At 67.1% G+C, this 15,787-nt stretch carries 18 protein-coding genes; 8 read left to right on the top strand and 10 right to left on the bottom strand.

Features of this window, described 5'->3' with window-relative positions:
- Window position 1 precedes the first annotated feature (1 nt).
- Genes mdcB through J3E61_RS30800 form a run of 5 tightly spaced genes read left to right on the top strand, consistent with a single transcriptional unit; the run spans window position 2 to window position 4,404 of the window.
- Window positions 2-844: a triphosphoribosyl-dephospho-CoA synthase MdcB gene (gene mdcB / locus J3E61_RS30820; RefSeq protein ID WP_210086462.1), complete on the top strand. Its 843-nt coding sequence runs from the start codon at window positions 2-4 to the stop codon at window positions 842-844.
- Window positions 832-1,125: a malonate decarboxylase acyl carrier protein gene (mdcC, locus tag J3E61_RS30815; protein ID WP_210086461.1), complete on the top strand. Its 294-nt coding sequence runs from the start codon at window positions 832-834 to the stop codon at window positions 1,123-1,125. The genes mdcB and mdcC overlap by 13 nt, the downstream gene beginning before the upstream one ends.
- Window positions 1,122-2,831, top strand: coding sequence for a biotin-independent malonate decarboxylase subunit beta (mdcD, locus tag J3E61_RS30810; protein ID WP_210086460.1), 1,710 nt, complete (start codon window positions 1,122-1,124; stop codon window positions 2,829-2,831). Before mdcC ends, mdcD begins: the two co-directional genes overlap by 4 nt.
- Window positions 2,828-3,436, top strand: coding sequence for a malonate decarboxylase holo-ACP synthase (locus J3E61_RS30805; RefSeq protein WP_210086459.1), 609 nt, complete (start codon window positions 2,828-2,830; stop codon window positions 3,434-3,436). The genes mdcD and J3E61_RS30805 overlap by 4 nt, the downstream gene beginning before the upstream one ends.
- The gene (locus J3E61_RS30800; RefSeq protein WP_210086458.1) at window positions 3,433-4,404 is read left to right on the top strand and encodes an acyltransferase domain-containing protein; all 972 of its coding nucleotides are present in this window, start codon (window positions 3,433-3,435) and stop codon (window positions 4,402-4,404) included. Before J3E61_RS30805 ends, J3E61_RS30800 begins: the two co-directional genes overlap by 4 nt.
- On the opposite strand, the gene J3E61_RS30795 is transcribed toward J3E61_RS30800, so the two are convergent.
- The 5 genes from J3E61_RS30795 to J3E61_RS30775 all read right to left on the bottom strand — a co-directional run bounded on the left by J3E61_RS30795 (window position 4,339) and on the right by J3E61_RS30775 (window position 8,371).
- Window positions 4,339-5,253, bottom strand: coding sequence for an alpha/beta hydrolase (locus J3E61_RS30795; protein WP_210086457.1), 915 nt, complete (start codon window positions 5,251-5,253; stop codon window positions 4,339-4,341). The genes J3E61_RS30800 and J3E61_RS30795 overlap by 66 nt on opposite strands.
- Window positions 5,254-5,265: 12 nt before the next feature.
- On the bottom strand, window positions 5,266-6,120 hold the full coding sequence (locus J3E61_RS30790; protein ID WP_210086456.1) for a hypothetical protein: 855 nt from the start codon (window positions 6,118-6,120) through the stop codon (window positions 5,266-5,268).
- A gap of 9 nt (window positions 6,121-6,129) precedes the next feature.
- Window positions 6,130-7,557, bottom strand: a complete 1,428-nt coding sequence (locus tag J3E61_RS30785; RefSeq protein WP_210086455.1) for an amidase — start codon at window positions 7,555-7,557, stop codon at window positions 6,130-6,132.
- Between the two features lie 149 nt (window positions 7,558-7,706).
- Window positions 7,707-7,949: a hypothetical protein gene (locus J3E61_RS30780; protein WP_192722810.1), complete on the bottom strand. Its 243-nt coding sequence runs from the start codon at window positions 7,947-7,949 to the stop codon at window positions 7,707-7,709.
- Between the two features lie 56 nt (window positions 7,950-8,005).
- The gene (locus J3E61_RS30775) at window positions 8,006-8,371 is read right to left on the bottom strand and encodes a hypothetical protein (RefSeq protein ID WP_210086454.1); all 366 of its coding nucleotides are present in this window, start codon (window positions 8,369-8,371) and stop codon (window positions 8,006-8,008) included.
- 88 nt (window positions 8,372-8,459) lie between these two features.
- Between J3E61_RS30775 and J3E61_RS30770 the strand changes: the two genes are divergently transcribed.
- Window positions 8,460-10,091 (top strand): fatty acid--CoA ligase, encoded by a 1,632-nt coding sequence (locus J3E61_RS30770; protein WP_210086453.1) that lies wholly within the window; start codon window positions 8,460-8,462, stop codon window positions 10,089-10,091.
- On the opposite strand, the gene J3E61_RS30765 is transcribed toward J3E61_RS30770, so the two are convergent.
- Window positions 10,082-10,957 carry a DUF2236 domain-containing protein gene (locus J3E61_RS30765; RefSeq protein WP_192722813.1) on the bottom strand — a complete coding sequence of 292 codons (876 nt, stop codon included), beginning with the start codon at window positions 10,955-10,957 and terminating at the stop codon, window positions 10,082-10,084. The genes J3E61_RS30770 and J3E61_RS30765 overlap by 10 nt on opposite strands.
- Before the next feature lie 165 nt (window positions 10,958-11,122).
- Between J3E61_RS30765 and J3E61_RS30760 the strand changes: the two genes are divergently transcribed.
- Window positions 11,123-11,578 (top strand): hypothetical protein, encoded by a 456-nt coding sequence (locus J3E61_RS30760; RefSeq protein WP_192723852.1) that lies wholly within the window; start codon window positions 11,123-11,125, stop codon window positions 11,576-11,578.
- Here the strand turns inward: J3E61_RS30760 and J3E61_RS30755 are convergent.
- Window positions 11,575-12,195 (bottom strand): hypothetical protein, encoded by a 621-nt coding sequence (locus tag J3E61_RS30755; protein ID WP_192722814.1) that lies wholly within the window; start codon window positions 12,193-12,195, stop codon window positions 11,575-11,577. The genes J3E61_RS30760 and J3E61_RS30755 overlap by 4 nt on opposite strands.
- Before the next feature lie 158 nt (window positions 12,196-12,353).
- Between J3E61_RS30755 and J3E61_RS30750 the strand changes: the two genes are divergently transcribed.
- On the top strand, window positions 12,354-12,647 hold the full coding sequence (locus J3E61_RS30750) for a DUF1330 domain-containing protein (protein ID WP_192722815.1): 294 nt from the start codon (window positions 12,354-12,356) through the stop codon (window positions 12,645-12,647).
- On the opposite strand, the gene yaaA is transcribed toward J3E61_RS30750, so the two are convergent.
- The 3 genes from yaaA to J3E61_RS30735 form a co-directional block, all read right to left on the bottom strand.
- Window positions 12,634-13,380, bottom strand: coding sequence for a peroxide stress protein YaaA (yaaA, locus tag J3E61_RS30745; protein WP_192722816.1), 747 nt, complete (start codon window positions 13,378-13,380; stop codon window positions 12,634-12,636). The genes J3E61_RS30750 and yaaA overlap by 14 nt on opposite strands.
- Before the next feature lie 51 nt (window positions 13,381-13,431).
- A complete protein-coding gene (locus J3E61_RS30740; protein WP_192722817.1) occupies window positions 13,432-14,031 on the bottom strand; it encodes a C40 family peptidase in 600 nt (199 codons plus the stop codon).
- A 522-nt stretch (window positions 14,032-14,553) separates the two neighbouring features.
- Window positions 14,554-15,696 carry an alkaline phosphatase family protein gene (locus J3E61_RS30735; protein WP_210086762.1) on the bottom strand — a complete coding sequence of 381 codons (1,143 nt, stop codon included), beginning with the start codon at window positions 15,694-15,696 and terminating at the stop codon, window positions 14,554-14,556.
- Window positions 15,697-15,787 lie beyond the last annotated feature (91 nt).

Here is a 15,787-nt window from a genome sequence, read left to right as displayed (position 1 = left end):
GATGACGACCGCTGTCCGTCTGCCCAGCGAACAGATCGCCGACACCGCCGTCGACGCCCTGCGCACCGAGGCGCTGCTGACACCGAAACCAGGGCTTGTCGACGCGGCCGACCGCCACAGCCATCCCGACATGAGCCTGGCCCTGCTGGCCTGCTCTGCCGAGACACTGCGAGAACCGTTGCGGCAGTGCGCGGACGCCGCACGCGATATGCCGCTCGGGCCCGGCCTACGGGCGCGCATCGGCGCCATCGGACGCGCGGGTGAGCGCCGCATGCTCGCCACCACCGGCGGCGTCAACACTCACCGCGGCGCGCTGTGGGCGCTCGGCTTGCTCTGCGCGGGTGTCGCGGGTTCAGAAACCACCACCGCCGCCGTTGCTTTCGCCGCTCACCTGGCGCGGTTGCCGGATCCCGCGCGCGGACATTCGCTGTCCCATGGCGAGCGCGCGCGGTTGCGCTACGGTGCAACAGGAGCGGCCGGCGAAGCGCAGCAAGGTTTTCCACACGTGGTCGCCCGTGGCTTGCCGATGCTGCGGTGCGGTCGACACAGCGGTATCTCCGATGATGCGGCGGCCCTCAATGCGCTGATGGCGATCATGGCGCGCCTGGATGACACCTGCGTGCTGCATCGCGGGGGTCGGCGCGGCCTGACCTTCGTGCAGCGTTCGGCGGCAGGCGTGCTCCGCAGTGGCGGCTGCGCAACGCCTGCGGGCAGACGGCGCCTCGAGCGGTTCTGCCGCGCGGCGGACCGGCGCGGTCTGTCGATGGGCGGCAGCGCAGATCTGCTCGCCGCGACGTTGTTCCTTGACTCGGTGGCGCCGGAAGGACCGATATGCAAACGCTGAGGTATCAATTCCCGGCCAGCCGAACCACGCGCAGGCGTACCCACATCGGCGTCGTGGCGTCCGGTGACCTGGAAGTGTTGCTGGAAGAAGCGTCCGACGCCGACATCGCAGAGGTCCGGGTTCGCACCAGCGTCGACGGCTTCGACACCGTGTGGCACGCAACGCTTGAACGCTTCTTCACTCACACCCCACTCGCCGGGCGTTGGGAGCTCAACGACTTCGGAGCCACTCCGGCCGTCGTCACGTTGCGACTGCGGCAGGCCGCCGAGGCGGCGCAATGACATCGGTCGCGTCGCGGGACTGGCAGCAGATCCTCGCCCGGCGCAGTTTCCTCGAGGGCGACGCGCTGCAGCGGGCAAGTGCGCTGCTCGACCCGGATAGCGTTGCGGTGCTGTGTGGTCCGTTCGACCGCATCGAATCACCGTGGCTGGAGCCACAGGGCATCGTGCCGCAGGCTGACGACGGCGTCGTGATCGCCCGCGGCACCCTCGACGGCCGACCCGCCGTGGTCGCGTCGATCGAACAGGGTTTTCAGGGCGGAGGCACCGGTGAGGTGTCGGGCGCCAAGATCAGCCAGGCTCTGCGACTGGCGGCCGAGTCCAGCCGCGCGGGGACGCCGACGGCGGCGGTGTTGTTGTTCGAGACCGGTGGGGTCCGGCTGCAGGAAGCCAACCTCGGTCTGAACGCGGTCGCCGAAATCTGCTCGGCCGTACTGGATCTGCGGCCGCTGGCTCCGGTGATCGGCCTGGTGGCCGGCGAGGTCGGGTCGTTCGGCGGCATGAGCATCGCCGCCGGGCTGTGCACGCGGCTGATCATCACTCCGCAGGGCAGGATCGGGCTCAACGGGCCCGCCGTCATCGAACAGGAGGCGGGCATCACCGAATTCGACGCCGCCGACCGTGCGTTGATCTGGAGCATCGACGGCGGCGTACAGCGGGCCGCAATCGGCTTGGCGGACAAGCTCGTTGACGACGATCGCGACCTGATCCGTGCTGCGATCATCGAGGCGGTCGCCGCCGGGGTGCCACCCGCGGGAACCCATCGTAGCGAACGCGTCGACGTTCTCGGCTCGCGGTTGGCCAGCATCGATCCGCGCAATGCCCCTGCACCGCAGGACCTTCGGCAGCTCTGGGGCCCGGCGTTCGAGCCGGTCGACGGCGCCGGGCCGGCGGCTGCCGCAACACCGTCGGCAACGGCCAGCCGGGGTCGGCTGTGGTTGACCGCTCTTGCCGGTGTCGAACCCGTCGCGGTCATTCCTTCTGTGCTCCGGGCCGACACCACCGATGCCACCTACCTGGCGGTCGTGCCGGATCCGGGCAACCCATTCCATCGTGCCCGCAACGGCGAGGTCGGCCTCACCGAATCCTGGGCCCTGGCCGCCGCGATCGACGATGTCATCGCGTCGAACACGAATCGCGCCATCGTCGCCGTAGTAGATCTGCCAAGCCAGGCATACGGTCGCATCGAGGAGATGGCCGGTCTGCACCAAGCCATCGCCACCGCCGTCGACGCCTATCACCGGGCTCGCAACGCCGGCCACCCGACGGTGGCGATCGTGGTCGGGCACGCGCTGTCCGGCGGCTTCCTCGCCCATGGCCTGCAAGCTCAGCAGATACTGGCCCTCGACGATCCCGGTGTGGAGATCCATGCGATGCACAAGGCTGCTGCGGCCCGGATCACGCTGCGCACCGTGGACGAACTCGACGAGCTCGCCAAAACGGTTGTGCCGCTGAGCTACAACGTTCGGGACTGGGCGCAGCTGGGACTCTGCGACGGACTGTTGAAAGTATCCGACGCTGAGCGGCCCACCGCAGAGGACGTCGACAGTGTGCGCAGTGCGGTCGACGTCGCGATCGCCGCCGCCCGCAGCGGCCCGCGGGATTTATCGAACCGCCTTGATTCGCCGGGTGCGCTGACAAACCGTAAGGCGTCACGTGCGGTCCGCGACGTGATGTCCGCGCAGTGGCCCAGCACCGAACGGCCATGACCGGACCGCGCCCGCATGACCTGGTGCGCATCAATTCGGTCGCCCGACTGTGCCGGATGGGCCCGGCGTGGGTGACGCCCGCGCTACGGGATGCGCCGTGGGTTGTCGTCCGGCGCGCCAGGTGCGCGCCCGGCTATCTGCCCGTGGGTGTTCGCGGTCCGACCCGATCACAGCGACATGCGACGTTGATCGAAAGGACCGCGGTGACCGAAGTCCAGTCTCCCGCGAATCTTGTCGACCGAGTCGATCGGCTGCCCGACCAACCTGTCACCGAAGCGCTCCGCGGGGCCGCAGCGGTGCTGGCACCGACCGGGTTGCGGTGGGGTCCCGGCGGAAGTGTCGGATTCAGCCTGGCGACAGGGGTTTTCGCGGCCACAGCGGCCAGCGACCTCGACCTGGTGATCACAGTCGACGACGTGCCACCGCTGACACTGCTCGCGGATCTTCGGGATGCGTTCCGCGAACTGCCTGCACGCGTCGATTGTCAGCTCGATCTGCCGATCGGCGGTGTCGCGCTCGACGACCTTCTCGGACAGGGCGACGAGGTGCTGGTACGCACCAACGACGGGCCATCGTTGATGAGGCTCGACCGGCTGGTGTCATGATCGCATTCCTGTATCCGGGCCAGGGTGCACAACACGCAGGCATGCTCGCAAACCTGCCGGACACCGCAGCAACGCGAAGAACGCTGGCAGAAGCGGCAGAGCTGCTCGGCCCGATCGACGAGCTGGATACCGCAGCATCGCTGGCGTCGACCACGAATGCTCAACTGGCCCTGCTGATCTCGGGTGTCGCGACGGCCCGGACGCTCGATGACGACATATCTCCCGACATTGTGGCAGGCCACTCGGTGGGCGCCTTCGCTGCCGCAGTCGGGGCCGGGGTGCTCACGTTCGCGGAAGCCGTTGCGGCGGTGCGACTCCGCGGAGACGCCATGGCGCAGGCGTGCTCGTCCGGTCAGTGGGGGATGGCGGCGCTCACCGGATTGCGGCTACGTGTGGTCCGCGACCTTATCTGTGGCAAGGCCGCCGAAGATCAGCTGTGGATTGCCAACGTCAACGCCGCCGACCAGGCGGTGCTCGGCGGGACGGTCGACGCGCTGGAGCTCGCACGACGGGCGGCGGAGCGGGCCGGCGCGCGCCGTTTCGAAATGCTCGACGTCGCCGTCGCATCACACGGGTCACTGCAAGGCGGCACCGCACGTGTTGTCGGCCAATATCTTTCGACCATTCCCCGGCGCGAGCAGCAAGTGGCCTACGTGACGAACGTCGGCGCCCGAAGGATTCGCAACGACTCCGCTGCGGTGCTCGACGACCTCGCCGCGGCTGTCGCCCATCCGGTGCGGTGGTTCGACATCGTGCGGCTGCTGCCGGAGCTCGGAGTCGTCGCGACCGTCGAGATGCCGCCAGGGCACGTGCTGAGCCGGCTCGTCACGGCTACGACACCGGCGGTCAGCGCATTCAGTATGAGCGACACCGGACTCCCGTCGGTCATCGCGCGGCTGCGGTCACTTCTGGTCTATGCGGTCCCACAACCCGAGCATGGAGTCGAGGATCTCCTCGGCCCGACCTAAGCCGGCCAGGTGGCTTTCCCCTGGCAGATGGGTCAGCTGCGCATCGGGCAGCCGGGACACCACGTGCTGCCCGTGCTCGAACGGGACGATGTGGTCGCGGTCGCCGTGCCACCAGCGCACCGGCACCTTCACCTCGTCGAGCCGGAAACCCCAATCGCGGGCGAACACCACCACGTCGGCGAACGGCGCGGCGAGTTGCTTGCGGCTGCCGTTGAGCAGGTCGTCCAGGAACATCGCCCGGAACTCGGGACGGACCAACAGTTGACGGTCGGCCGCAGGCGAGATGGCGGCATATGCATAAAGCGCCGGCTCGGCGACGGGCCGGATCAGCCGGATCAAGGTGCTCGCGGCCAGCCGCAGCGGCGCGCCCGCGATCTGGACCACCGGCGCCGCGGCCGAGATCAGTGTCGAGATGCCGCCGCTGATGGCGTCGACACCGCGCACCGGAGCCACCCCTCCGAGTACCCCGGCGGCCACCACTCGGTCGGGCATCGCCGCTGCACACGCCAGCGTGTAGGGACCGCCGCCGGAGAGGCCGATGACCTCGAACCTGTCGATGCCCAGCGTGTCGGCGATGGTGCGCAGGTCCTCGGCGAACGCGAAGATCGTGTCGTACTGATAAGGCGTGGACGAGCCGATGCCCGGCCGGTCGACCCCGATCAGCCGGATCTGCCGCTGCTCGGCGTAGACACGCGCCTCCACCGGGATCTGCCTGCGGGCGCCCGGCGTGCCGTGCAGCCAGAACACCGCGCGGCCCTGCGGGTCGCCGAACTCAGCAAACCCGATCTGACGGTCATCGCCGACGGCGATGGTGCCTTCCAGCTTCGGACGGGCAATTGCGACAGCCATGCCGAAAGTGTCTCATTGCGCCGATCGCAGCAGATACGACCCCACGGTCGTGACGCGGTCGCCGTTGCCCTCGTCGTACATGACGGTGCGGACTGCGACCGTGCCGTCGGCGCCGCGTATCGGTTCGGCCTCTACGCGAAACGGACCCGTCTTGGCGCGTGCCATGAACATCACGTGCGACGAAACCCCCTGGATGCGGTCGGTGCCTTTAGTCGCCGCGGCTGCAGCTTCCATGGCGGCGGTTTCGAGGATGACGAACTGCGGCCCGATGTGCAGTGCGGCGTCGGGCGAGGCCACCTCGACGGCGAGTTCGGGCAAAGCCCAGCGACCGTCGGGGCGGCGATGACCGCCGAACACCTGCCACAGTGGCGGCAGGTCGGGGGAGTCGACGACCTCGAGCGGATTGGCCGCCATCTTCTCCAGGCCGTCGGGCGGTGTGCCGATGCTGATGCCCTGGCCCTGGGTCAGCGCCAGCACGCGGTCGGGTCGGTCGGCGTCGACGATCTTCGTCCTGCTGTAGCCCATCTGGCGGCCGCGCTTGAGGTCCTCGGACACCATTTCGATTCGCTGCACGTCGCGGCCGGGGTCGAGGATCTGGCAGGAATGGATGACGGGGTTCGGCACCGCCTCGAGATCGGACATGTGGCCGCCTTCGGGCGAGGCGATGCCCAGCACGGCCAGCAGCAGTCCGCCCGCGCCGTTGCGCATGTCGCGGCGGATCGTGACGGTGTTGTCCTCCGGCCCGAGGTCCATCTGTGCATAACTACGGCCGATATAGCGGTAGCTCAGCAGCCCGCCCCACCGCCGGCGCAGCTCGTCGGCATAGGCCTCTGGCGAATCGGTCAGCTCACGAATGTCGCGCACCATGCAGCGACATTACATTCTTGGCCGCCGTTGTAACCATGGCGTCGCGGTTTCCAGCTGCGCGGCGAGCTGAAGCAGGATCGTCTCGTCGGGAGCCATCAACTGCACCCCGATAGGCAGGCCATCTCCCGTGACGCCCAGCGGCAACGAGATCGCGGCCCAGCCCGTGACATTCGCCAGCGATGTCCAGCCGGTGGTCGCGAACTCGACATCGAAGAACGCGCGCGTGGTACCGCGCGGTTGGTCCAGCAGTCGGTAGGGCGGCGGCGGCGTCAACAGCGTGGGCACGAGCAGCACGTCGTGTCCGGTCATTCCCGCAGCGAACCGGCGCGTCTGTGCGTGCACCGCGCCGATCGCCTCGGCGTATGCGAGACCGGTCGTGGTGAAGCCCTCGCGGACCATCACCCAGGTGCTCGGTTCGAACTCGTCTTCATGCGGTTCGCGCCCGAGATGGGCCGTCGCCAACGCGTGCAGTTGGGCATTGCTGACGTTGTGCAGTACGGCGATCGCGTCGGCGACGGCCTCGGCGTCGACAGTTGGCGCGCCCGACTCGACGATGTGTCCGAGGCCTTCGAGAGCCTTGCCCGTCTGTTCGACGGCCGCCACGACCGCGGGGTCGGTGACCGGACCGGGGAACGGCGATGCGGTCGCGATGAGGATGCGCACGGGTGCAGGTTCCTGCGTAATGGCTTGCAGGAACGGTGTTTTGGGCGCAGGTGCGGTGTACGGGTCACCAGGCGCCGACCCCGCGACGGTGTCCAACAGCGCGGCGCTGTCTCGTACGGTGCGGGTCAGCGCGTGCTCATTGACCAACCCCTCCAGTCCGTGGCCGGCGCTGGGCGCGAAGGAGGTACGGCCGCGTCGCGGCTTGAGGCCTACGAGGCCACAACACGATGCGGGCACGCGGATAGAACCGGTGCCGTCACCGCCCGAGGCCGCGGGGACGACCCCGGCCGCCACCGCGGCGGCCGATCCGCCACTGGACCCACCGGGTGTGATCGACGGCGACCACGGGTTCACCGTCGGCCCGAACAATGAGGGCTCGGTCGTGCAGTGATTGCCCCATTCGGGTGTGTTGGTCTTGCCGAACACGACGAGTCCGGCCGCGAGATAGCGATCGACGATCCACGCCGAGTCGGCCGCCACGTGGGTGCGCAGTGCCCGTGAGCCCATCGCCTCTGGCGCACCGGCAAGCGAGGCTCCAAGATCCTTGAGTAGGAAGGGAACTCCGGCGAGCGGACCGGAAGCAGTCAATGTCGCGGCCTGCTGCCGACCGCGATCGAACAGGTCGGCGATGACGGCGTTCAGGTGCCGCGTGGATTCGAGGCGCAGAATCGCTGCCTCGAGTAGTTCCGTCGCGGTCAGTTCGCCCGAGGCGACCAACTGCCCCTGGCCGATGGCGTCGACATCGGCGAGTGCGAAGGCATCGGTGGTGTTCATTGGGACGGATCATTCAACGGGCTTCAGGTCGCGGCAACTCGAAGCCAGTTCCAGGGCTGACAGCGACGACTGTGCGATTTCATACTCAACACACCGAAAGCGGCGTATGAATACGCACAATCAATCGACGGATGCCTCCGCCTGAGCGGTCACAGGATGGGGCGGCGGGGTGACCTTCCCATTTCATAGCCGGCGGGAAACGACATCTCGATGACCCGAAGCTGGTCGTTGGCCTTTGATTCCAGTTCCAGGACGACGCAACCGCCGCCGAGGACCTTGGACTCCAGAACGATGTAATGCGCACCGCCACCGTTGACGTCGGTGACGTGTTCCCCCGAGCGCAGCGCCTCAACGGGCACCAGCTCAGGGGCCTTTAAATGGTCTGGTTCCACCTTGGCAACCGTAGGTGAAAAGGCCGTGCCTGCGGGCCGGTTTGGCCCGACACGCGCTATCCGACGGCCATGGTGTACCCGACGACCCCCAGGCCGACGGCCACCACACACAACACCAGGGTGCCGACGGCGAACGGCCATGCCGCTTTGCGTCGATACAGCTGAATCACCGAGACCACCAGGCCGACGATTCCGATTCCGAGCGCGGCGAGCAGTGCGGTCCCGACCGCGGTGGCCGCGCCCTCCGCACTACAGCTTTCCGGCGGGCAGTAATCCAGGAATGCGAGCGAGAACAGCCCCATGAACGCGGCGACCAACCCGAACGCCACGGTGAGAACCAATGCTCCGATCGAGACCCACAGATCAGTGGTCGCGATCGGCGGTTTCGGCGGCGGGGGCGGCGGATAGCTGGGGTACGCCATGTCACGCGATGCTAGTGGTTATCGCCTGTTTAGCGGATTCTTGCCGATTGGCTGGCCGATCGACAATCATTGCCACGGGGGTGTGCACATGCAGAGCACAATGCAAGACTTTCCGCTTACCGTGACAGGGATTCTGCGGCACGGCACAGGGTGGTACTCGAATCGACGGGTCACGACGGTCACTGCCGACGGATATCGAGACATCAGCTACGGCGAGTTCGGCACGCGGGTGGCCCAGCTTGCTCACGGACTGCGTCAGCTCGGCGTGGCCCAAGGCGATCGCGTCGCGACGTTCATGTGGAACGACCAGGAGCACTTGGAGGCGTACTTCGCCGCCCCGTGCATGGGGGCAGTGCTGCATACGCTGAACGTCCGGCTGACCGCCGAACACGTCGCGTTCATCGCCAATCAGGCCGAGGACCGCGTTGTGCTGGTCGACATGTCGCTGGCGGCAGTGCTGGGTCCGATATTGCCGCTGCTGAGCACGGTGCGCACAGTCGTCGCTGTCGGGGACGGGGATGTCGCGCCTCTGTCCGCCCCCGGGATCACGGTCGTCCGTTACGACGACCTGCTGGACGGACAGCCACTCGAATACAGCTGGCCCGAACTAGACGAAAGAAGCGCCGCCGCAATGTGTTACACCAGCGGCACAACCGGAAACCCGAAAGGCGTGGTCTACAGCCACCGGTCGAACTACCTGCATTCCATGTCGGTGTGCTCGGCCAACGGTTTCGGCTTGCGTGACGGCGACCGCGTGCTGCCGATCGCGAACATGTTCCACGCCAATGCGTGGGGCCAGCCGTATGCGGCGGTGATGGCGGGGGCCGACCTGTTGTTGCCGAACCGTTTCCTGCAGGCGGACGCGCTGGTCAACATGATCGAACAACGCCGTCCCACCGTGGCCACGGCGGTTCCGACGATCTGGAACGACGTGCTGCAATACCTGAATGCCAATCCAGGCCACGACATCTCGTCGCTGCGGTTGGTGGCGTGCGGAGGCTCCGCCGTGCCGCTGGGGATGATGAAGACCTACGAGCAGACCTACGGCGTGCACATCCGCCAGGCCTGGGGGATGACGGAGACGTCCCCGCTGGCGGCGTTGGCGACCCCGCCGCCGGAGGTCACCGGGGAGGACCACTGGACGTTGCGTGCCACCGCGGGCCGGGTGGTCTCGGGGGTCGAGGTTCGCCTCGTCGACGATGCGGGCTGCGTGCTACCCAACGACGGTAAGGCCGTGGGCGAGATCGAGATTCGGGGGCCGTGGATCACGGCTTCCTATTATCAGAACGCCGATCCGTCGAAGTTCGACGACGGCTGGCTTCGCACGGGCGATGTCGGCCGGATCGATCCGCAGGGTTTCATCACGTTGACGGATCGCGCCAAGGACGTCATCAAGTCCGGTGGTGAGTGGATTTCATCAGTCGAGTTGGAGCTGCTGCTGATGGACCATCCGGCGGTGCTGGAGGCCGCCGTGGTTGCGGTGCCAGATGATCGGTGGCAGGAGCGGCCGTTGGCCGCGGTTGTCGTCAAGAAGGACGCGACGGTAACCGTTCAGGAACTACGAAAGCATCTGTGCGACAAGGTCGCCCGGTTCTGGCTGCCCGAGCGCTGGACGTTCATCGATGAAGTGCCGAAGACGAGCGTTGGCAAGTTTGACAAGAAAGTCGTCCGGTCGCAATATGCCGATGGCGCCTTCGATGTCCTCGAGTGTCACGACTGAGCCGAGTCAGCGCCCGCGGTCATCGCCCATCGGATACCGCCGACAACCACCCGTCCCGCGATCCGGATGACTGTGGCCTCGACTGGCGGAAAATAGGGCAGCAGCAACGGCATTCGCGCCCACGACGGCAACATCGACACCGACGCCGCGGCCAACAGCCCGTACGGCGCCCGTGCCGCGATCGGCAGCGGGGGAGTCAACAACAGGAACCGCGCGGCGTCGCGCGCCGCCGCGGTGCCGGCCAACTCGGGCCGGAACGCCTGAATCCGTTCGTGCAGTTCCCGTTCCGTCACCGGTGGGTCGACCACCCCGAGCGCCGCTGCGACGCGGGCGGTGTCGGCCACGTACCCGTCGCGGCCGCCTTGGTCGAGCGGATGGGCGCCGTAGAGCCGGTGCGCCAGAAGGAAGCTGTCGACCTCGGCGACGTGCACCCATTCGAGCAAGTGCGGATCCGTAGCGCGGTAAGGCCTGCCGTCGGGCGCGATGCCATGGACGCGCTGGTGGATTCCGCGCACCTTGTCGACCGCACGCTGTGCGTCGGCAGCGGGGCCGAATGTCGTCACCGCGAGGAACGTGCTGGTGCGCTGGAGCCGACCCCACGGATCACCGCGGTAATCGGAATGTTCTGCGACGCCAGCCATCGCCAGCGGATGCAGTGACTGCAGGAGCAGCGCTCGCAGGCCGCCGACGAACATCGAGGCGTCGGCGTGCACGTGGCGAATCGGACGGTCTTCGCCGAACCAGCGCGGGCCCGGGCTCTGGTGGATGCGCGCGCGGTTGGCCGGCCCGTCCGGCCCGGCAACCATGCCGAACAAGCTGCGGCCCAGGGTCTCGCGGACAACACCGAGGTCCGGCAACACCGTCATGCCTTCGACGGTACGCGAGCGGATCGGCGGTTTTGCCAGTCGAACTCCGCGTTAATTATTAATGTCGGTGGCACCTGGACACAGACCATGGGGGGCGCAATGAGGCGTCAGCGAGTTCGCCGCGTTTTGGCCGCAATGGTTGTGGCGATGCCGGCGGTTTTGACGATTGGAACCGGGACCGCGGCCGCCGACGGCCCGACCGGCGCCGGGGGGACAGCCGGGGGCGGAACCTTCGTCGCATTCACCCAGATTTTCAGGCGGTGCGACTTCAGTACCAAGACGCACATCGGGCCCACCGGATATGCGGGATCGAGCGCCGTGGTGCGCACCACGGGCTCCGAGGTGATCGCCGACGTGCAGGTCATCAGGGCGATCCCCGGCACGGTTTATGTCGTGGGGTTGGTCGAGATGCCGCACTCGTCGGCTGTGGGCTGCAATCCCGGCGATCCGGGCGTGATCTCTGGTGTGCTCACCGCCGATGACTTGGGCAACGGCAGCGTGACTCTTCGCGGACCGATTGCCTCTGGCGCCACGGGCGCGTGGATGTACGTCAGTAGACCTGGCTATCTGTCGCAGACACCCGACGAGTTCTACACGTCCGACTTCATCGTGCCGATCTAGCCTCGCGGCCCGCGGTAGTCGACCATCGGCTCCTGCCTGAGTACCGCGCCGCCGGCGGTGATGCGCAACTCGGCCGGTGAAATCGAGTAGGTGACGCTCGCGTTCTGCGCAATGAACTCGTGGGTCGGAGTGGTATGAGCAGCGGTCTTGAGTACCGCATCATCGCTGAGCCGCATGCCCCGGTAGCCGTAGCGACCCTCGCTGTCGCCACAGATCACCACAAGCGAACCCGGCGTTCGGCCGATCGCGATCGCGGTTTGGTTTCCATCGCATCGCGCACCGGTGTTGACGAAGCCTCTGTCGTCGACAGCGAACCGGACTCGCGTTGCGGGCGGTTGGATCGGCGGGCTGGGCGGTTCGGCCGCCGGTGGCGGCGGGTCGGCGGGCACGGTCGTCGAAGGCAAGGCGCTCGGCGGGGTGACCGTCCCGGGAGCTGCCCACTTCACGACGGCGCCGACCGAGACGATCAGCGTCGCGAGCAGGACCGCCGATCCGCCGAGCGCCAGTCGCTTACGCAGTAGATGTCGACCGGGAGGAGGCTGCTTTCGGTGTCGGCCGCGGGTTCGGGAAGTGCGTGTCAGATACCCCGAGCTGGTGACCAAGGTCGCTCCCGTCATGCAACTTCGTGCACTGGTTGTGCGGAACATTCTGCACGACAAGGCTTATAGGGAATGCCAAGGCCACCCGGTATTCGGCAGGCGCGAATCTTGTTGATTCACTGCGTAATTTGCTAGCTACGCTTTGACGGGGTCGCAAGTGTGGTTACGGTATCGGGGTGACCGTCTATGCCATGGCTGCGCTGAAGTTCACTGATCGCGATGCCTACGACCGCTACCAGGCGGCGTTCATGGAGGTCTTCCTGCGCTACTCGGGAACACTACTTGCGGCCGACGAGGCGCCACAGGTCATCGAAGGCGATTGGGACCGGGAAAAGGTCGTGTTGATGAGCTTCCCGCACGAGGAGGCGTTTCGCGAGTGGGCAGAATCGCCTGACTACCAACGTATTTCGGCAGACCGTCGCGCTGGCGCTGACACGGTGGTGGTGCTGGTGCAGGCTATCCGGGGATGACTACGGTGAGCTCGTTGCCCTGACGCTCAACCCGCATTCCGGCTCGCCGAGCGACGGCGGCCACCTGCGCTGCGTCGTCGGGCTCGGACTTGGTCGTCGCCAATGCGCGGGCCAGTCGGCCCTTGTGCGCCTTGTTGAAATGGCTCACCACGCTGCGCGAGCCGTCGGCACGCTCGGCCAGCACGTCGACCTTGACAGCACCGGGCAAGCGGCCGAGCGCGGCATACGAACCGGACCGCAGATCGACGACGAGCTCAGCAGACGCAAGGCGCGCGAGCACCGGCTCGAGCACGGGTCGCCATCGCGCGGCCAGCGTCGGCTGCCCTGGCAGCTTCGATGTCGCCGAAAGCCGATAGGCGGGCACTGGATCATCCGCGCGCAGTAGTCCGAACAACGCAGAACCGACCGCGAGTCGAGTTCGGGCACGGGCCGCAGCGGCACCACGCAGTGATCCGATATCCAGTGCGTCGTAGAGCACGCCGGTGTAGCGACTGATCGCGGGCATCGTCGGCGCAGTGCGCAGCACGGCGTTGCGCTCGATCTCGGCGTGCTGCGACGCGGAGATGCCGAGCGCCCGACGGCAGGCGTCATGGTCGGCTGCCAGCACGACGAGTTCGTCGATCAGCGCTTCACGCAATGGCCCGAGTTCGGGCGCACTGAGCGTCTCCAGCCGCAGGGGCGGGCCGTCACCCCCGACGTGCTTGGTCTCGGAGGGGGGCAGCAGCACGATCACGGTCGAGACGGTAGCCGAGGGCGGAAACCGTCACGAACGCCGAGTACTGCGTCAGGCCGGCGGCAGATCGGCGGGCGGCGGCGCGGAGGGATCGGCGGGCGGCGGCGGCGCGAACGGGTCGGCCGGGGGAGGCGGTGCCATCTCAGGAGCCGGGGCCTCCTGGGCCATCAACACGACCGGAGCCTCTGGGGCGGGCGGCGGCACCATCTCGGGCGAGGGCGGCATGAAAGGCATGCCATCGGGGGCGGCCATCGCGTCCGGCGCGGGCGGGGCGTCTTCGGGAGCGACCGGCAGATACATGTGGTGGCTGAACTGTCCCTGGAACGCGCCACCGCCGCCGATCCGCACGCCGCCGCCCTCACCGGAGGAGACAGGGGTGCCGTCGGGCAGCGTGGCGGCGGTGTGCCCGCCGTTCCAGCCGACGTTGAGGGCGCCGGGCTGCGTGCCGTACTTGAAGCCGCGCGCGAGCAGAGCCCTCTCGATGTTGCCGGTGTTGAACCGGTCGCCGTAGATCGGCCGACCAGTTGCCGCATTAGCGACCCACGAAACCAAGCCCGAGCAGTCCGTGCCCCTGGGCGAGTCTCCGCCGGAGATGTACGGTGTGCCCGAAACCGAGCTCACAAGCGTCAACAGCGTTACGGTAGCAAACATGCGGCCGGACGCTACTAGAGGTTTTTGTAACGCACCAAAATCTGTGATGCCCTTCACAACTCGCAGTTGGAGCGGGCCAGTTCACGAAATGTCACGGACTGCCAAGTGAACCAATCCGACAGCGCCGCTTCAGATTTCATACGAACATGCTGGTAGTCGCAGGTAGTTACACGCGCAATCACCTTTGTGCGACAGACATATAGATGTGCAAGCGTTGCGAATTCGTAGTCGATGCGCATCGGAAGAGGTACGTCGAACACGGCTGATGAGTGGCCGGTATCACATTTCAAGATCGAAAAATGTGGCCTGGGCCACAGCCGAAAGTCGTTTGAAATCGCGATCTAGCGGTACACCAGCGATACCGCAGGTATCGCAGTGCGCCTGACAGCTTCCCGGTCAAAGACTGGGAATGGGCCAATACCAGACATTTACATTGTCAATTCGATGTATTCGTATTCAAACGTGCTGTTGCACAGCCGAATACATCCCGCTGTAAGCGAAACCTACTGCGCTGCAGCAGATTTACTGGTCGTTGTACGCAAGTAGCAGAGGCACGCGCTGCTCGGCCGTCGTCAGCGAACCATGCTGACCAATCAGTGCCGACAACAGTGGCTCCGCGGTCCGCCGCATGACGCCCGCGGTGCCACGCGCTGCGGCGACAACGTCGCCGATGCGGAACCGCGCGGCGGCGCCGACTCTGTCGCCGAACCATCCCGCGGCGATCGCTTCGTCGCGGGACGCCACCCATGCCCGCTGTCCCAACGTCTCTCGCCACGCGGAGAGCACCGCGTCCGCCGCCCCATCGGCAACGTAAACGTGTCGAGCGCGCGGCTCGCCGGCGATCGCGTCGACCCCGTCCAGCATCGGCTCGCAGGCGTCGACATCGACAACCTCCGAAGCGTCGATCGACACCATTCCGTGGTCGGCGACGACTGCGAGCAAACCGCCGCGCGGCAGTCCCTCCACGATCGACTCCACCAGCCGGTCCACCTGGCGCAGCTGCATCCGCCATGCCGGCGAGCCGGGGCCGTAGACGTGTCCGAGCAGGTCTAGCTCCGAGTGATAGCCGTAGCAGAAGCCGCCGTCGGCGACCGCGGAGCGCACGCAGGCGGCCAAATCGCCCAGTGCGTGCACGCCGACATAACGGCCGCCGCGCAGCACGGCCCGGGTCAGCCCGGAGCCGCTGAATTCCGAGCCGGAAATGACGCTGACCGCGATCCCGGTCGCGGCGGCCCGCTCGAACGTCGTCGGCTTTGGTTGGACCTGCTCAGGCGGGAATTTCTCACGCAGATCACGCCCGGTCGGATGCGGTCGCCAGCCGAGGGCGTTGATCACGTCGGTACCGGGCAGCCGAAACGAGAGCCCGACCATCCCGTGCTCGCCCGAGCGAGCGCCGGTGCCAACGGCCGCCAGCCCGGACGCGGTCGTGGACGGGAATCCGACTTGAAGTGTCCGCCCCCGCAGAGCAGCCAGGACAAGTGCGTCTGCGGCATAGGTGTCCAGCAGTTCGGCGCCCAGTCCGTCGACGAGCAGCACGCACGCGCCTGCCACCTCACCAGGCAGTGGGATCGAGCCGTCGAATCCCGCGACGCCCATCGCCGCCAGCACCGATGGCACAACGTCTGCCAGGTGGGGAAGGTCGGGATCCGGTGTGGGCAGGTCCACAGCGCGAGCCTGCCACACCTCGGCGCCCTCCATCCTCGTGTCGCCCACGTGACGCAGTGCTCCGACATCGGCCGGATGTTTGACGACTCAA

This window comes from Mycobacterium sp. OAE908 (assembly GCF_017872775.1).
Taxonomy (GTDB): Bacteria; Actinomycetota; Actinomycetes; order Mycobacteriales; family Mycobacteriaceae; genus Mycobacterium.
The sequence above is the reverse complement of the archived record's forward strand: the minus strand, read 5'-3'. Positions and strand labels throughout refer to the sequence as shown.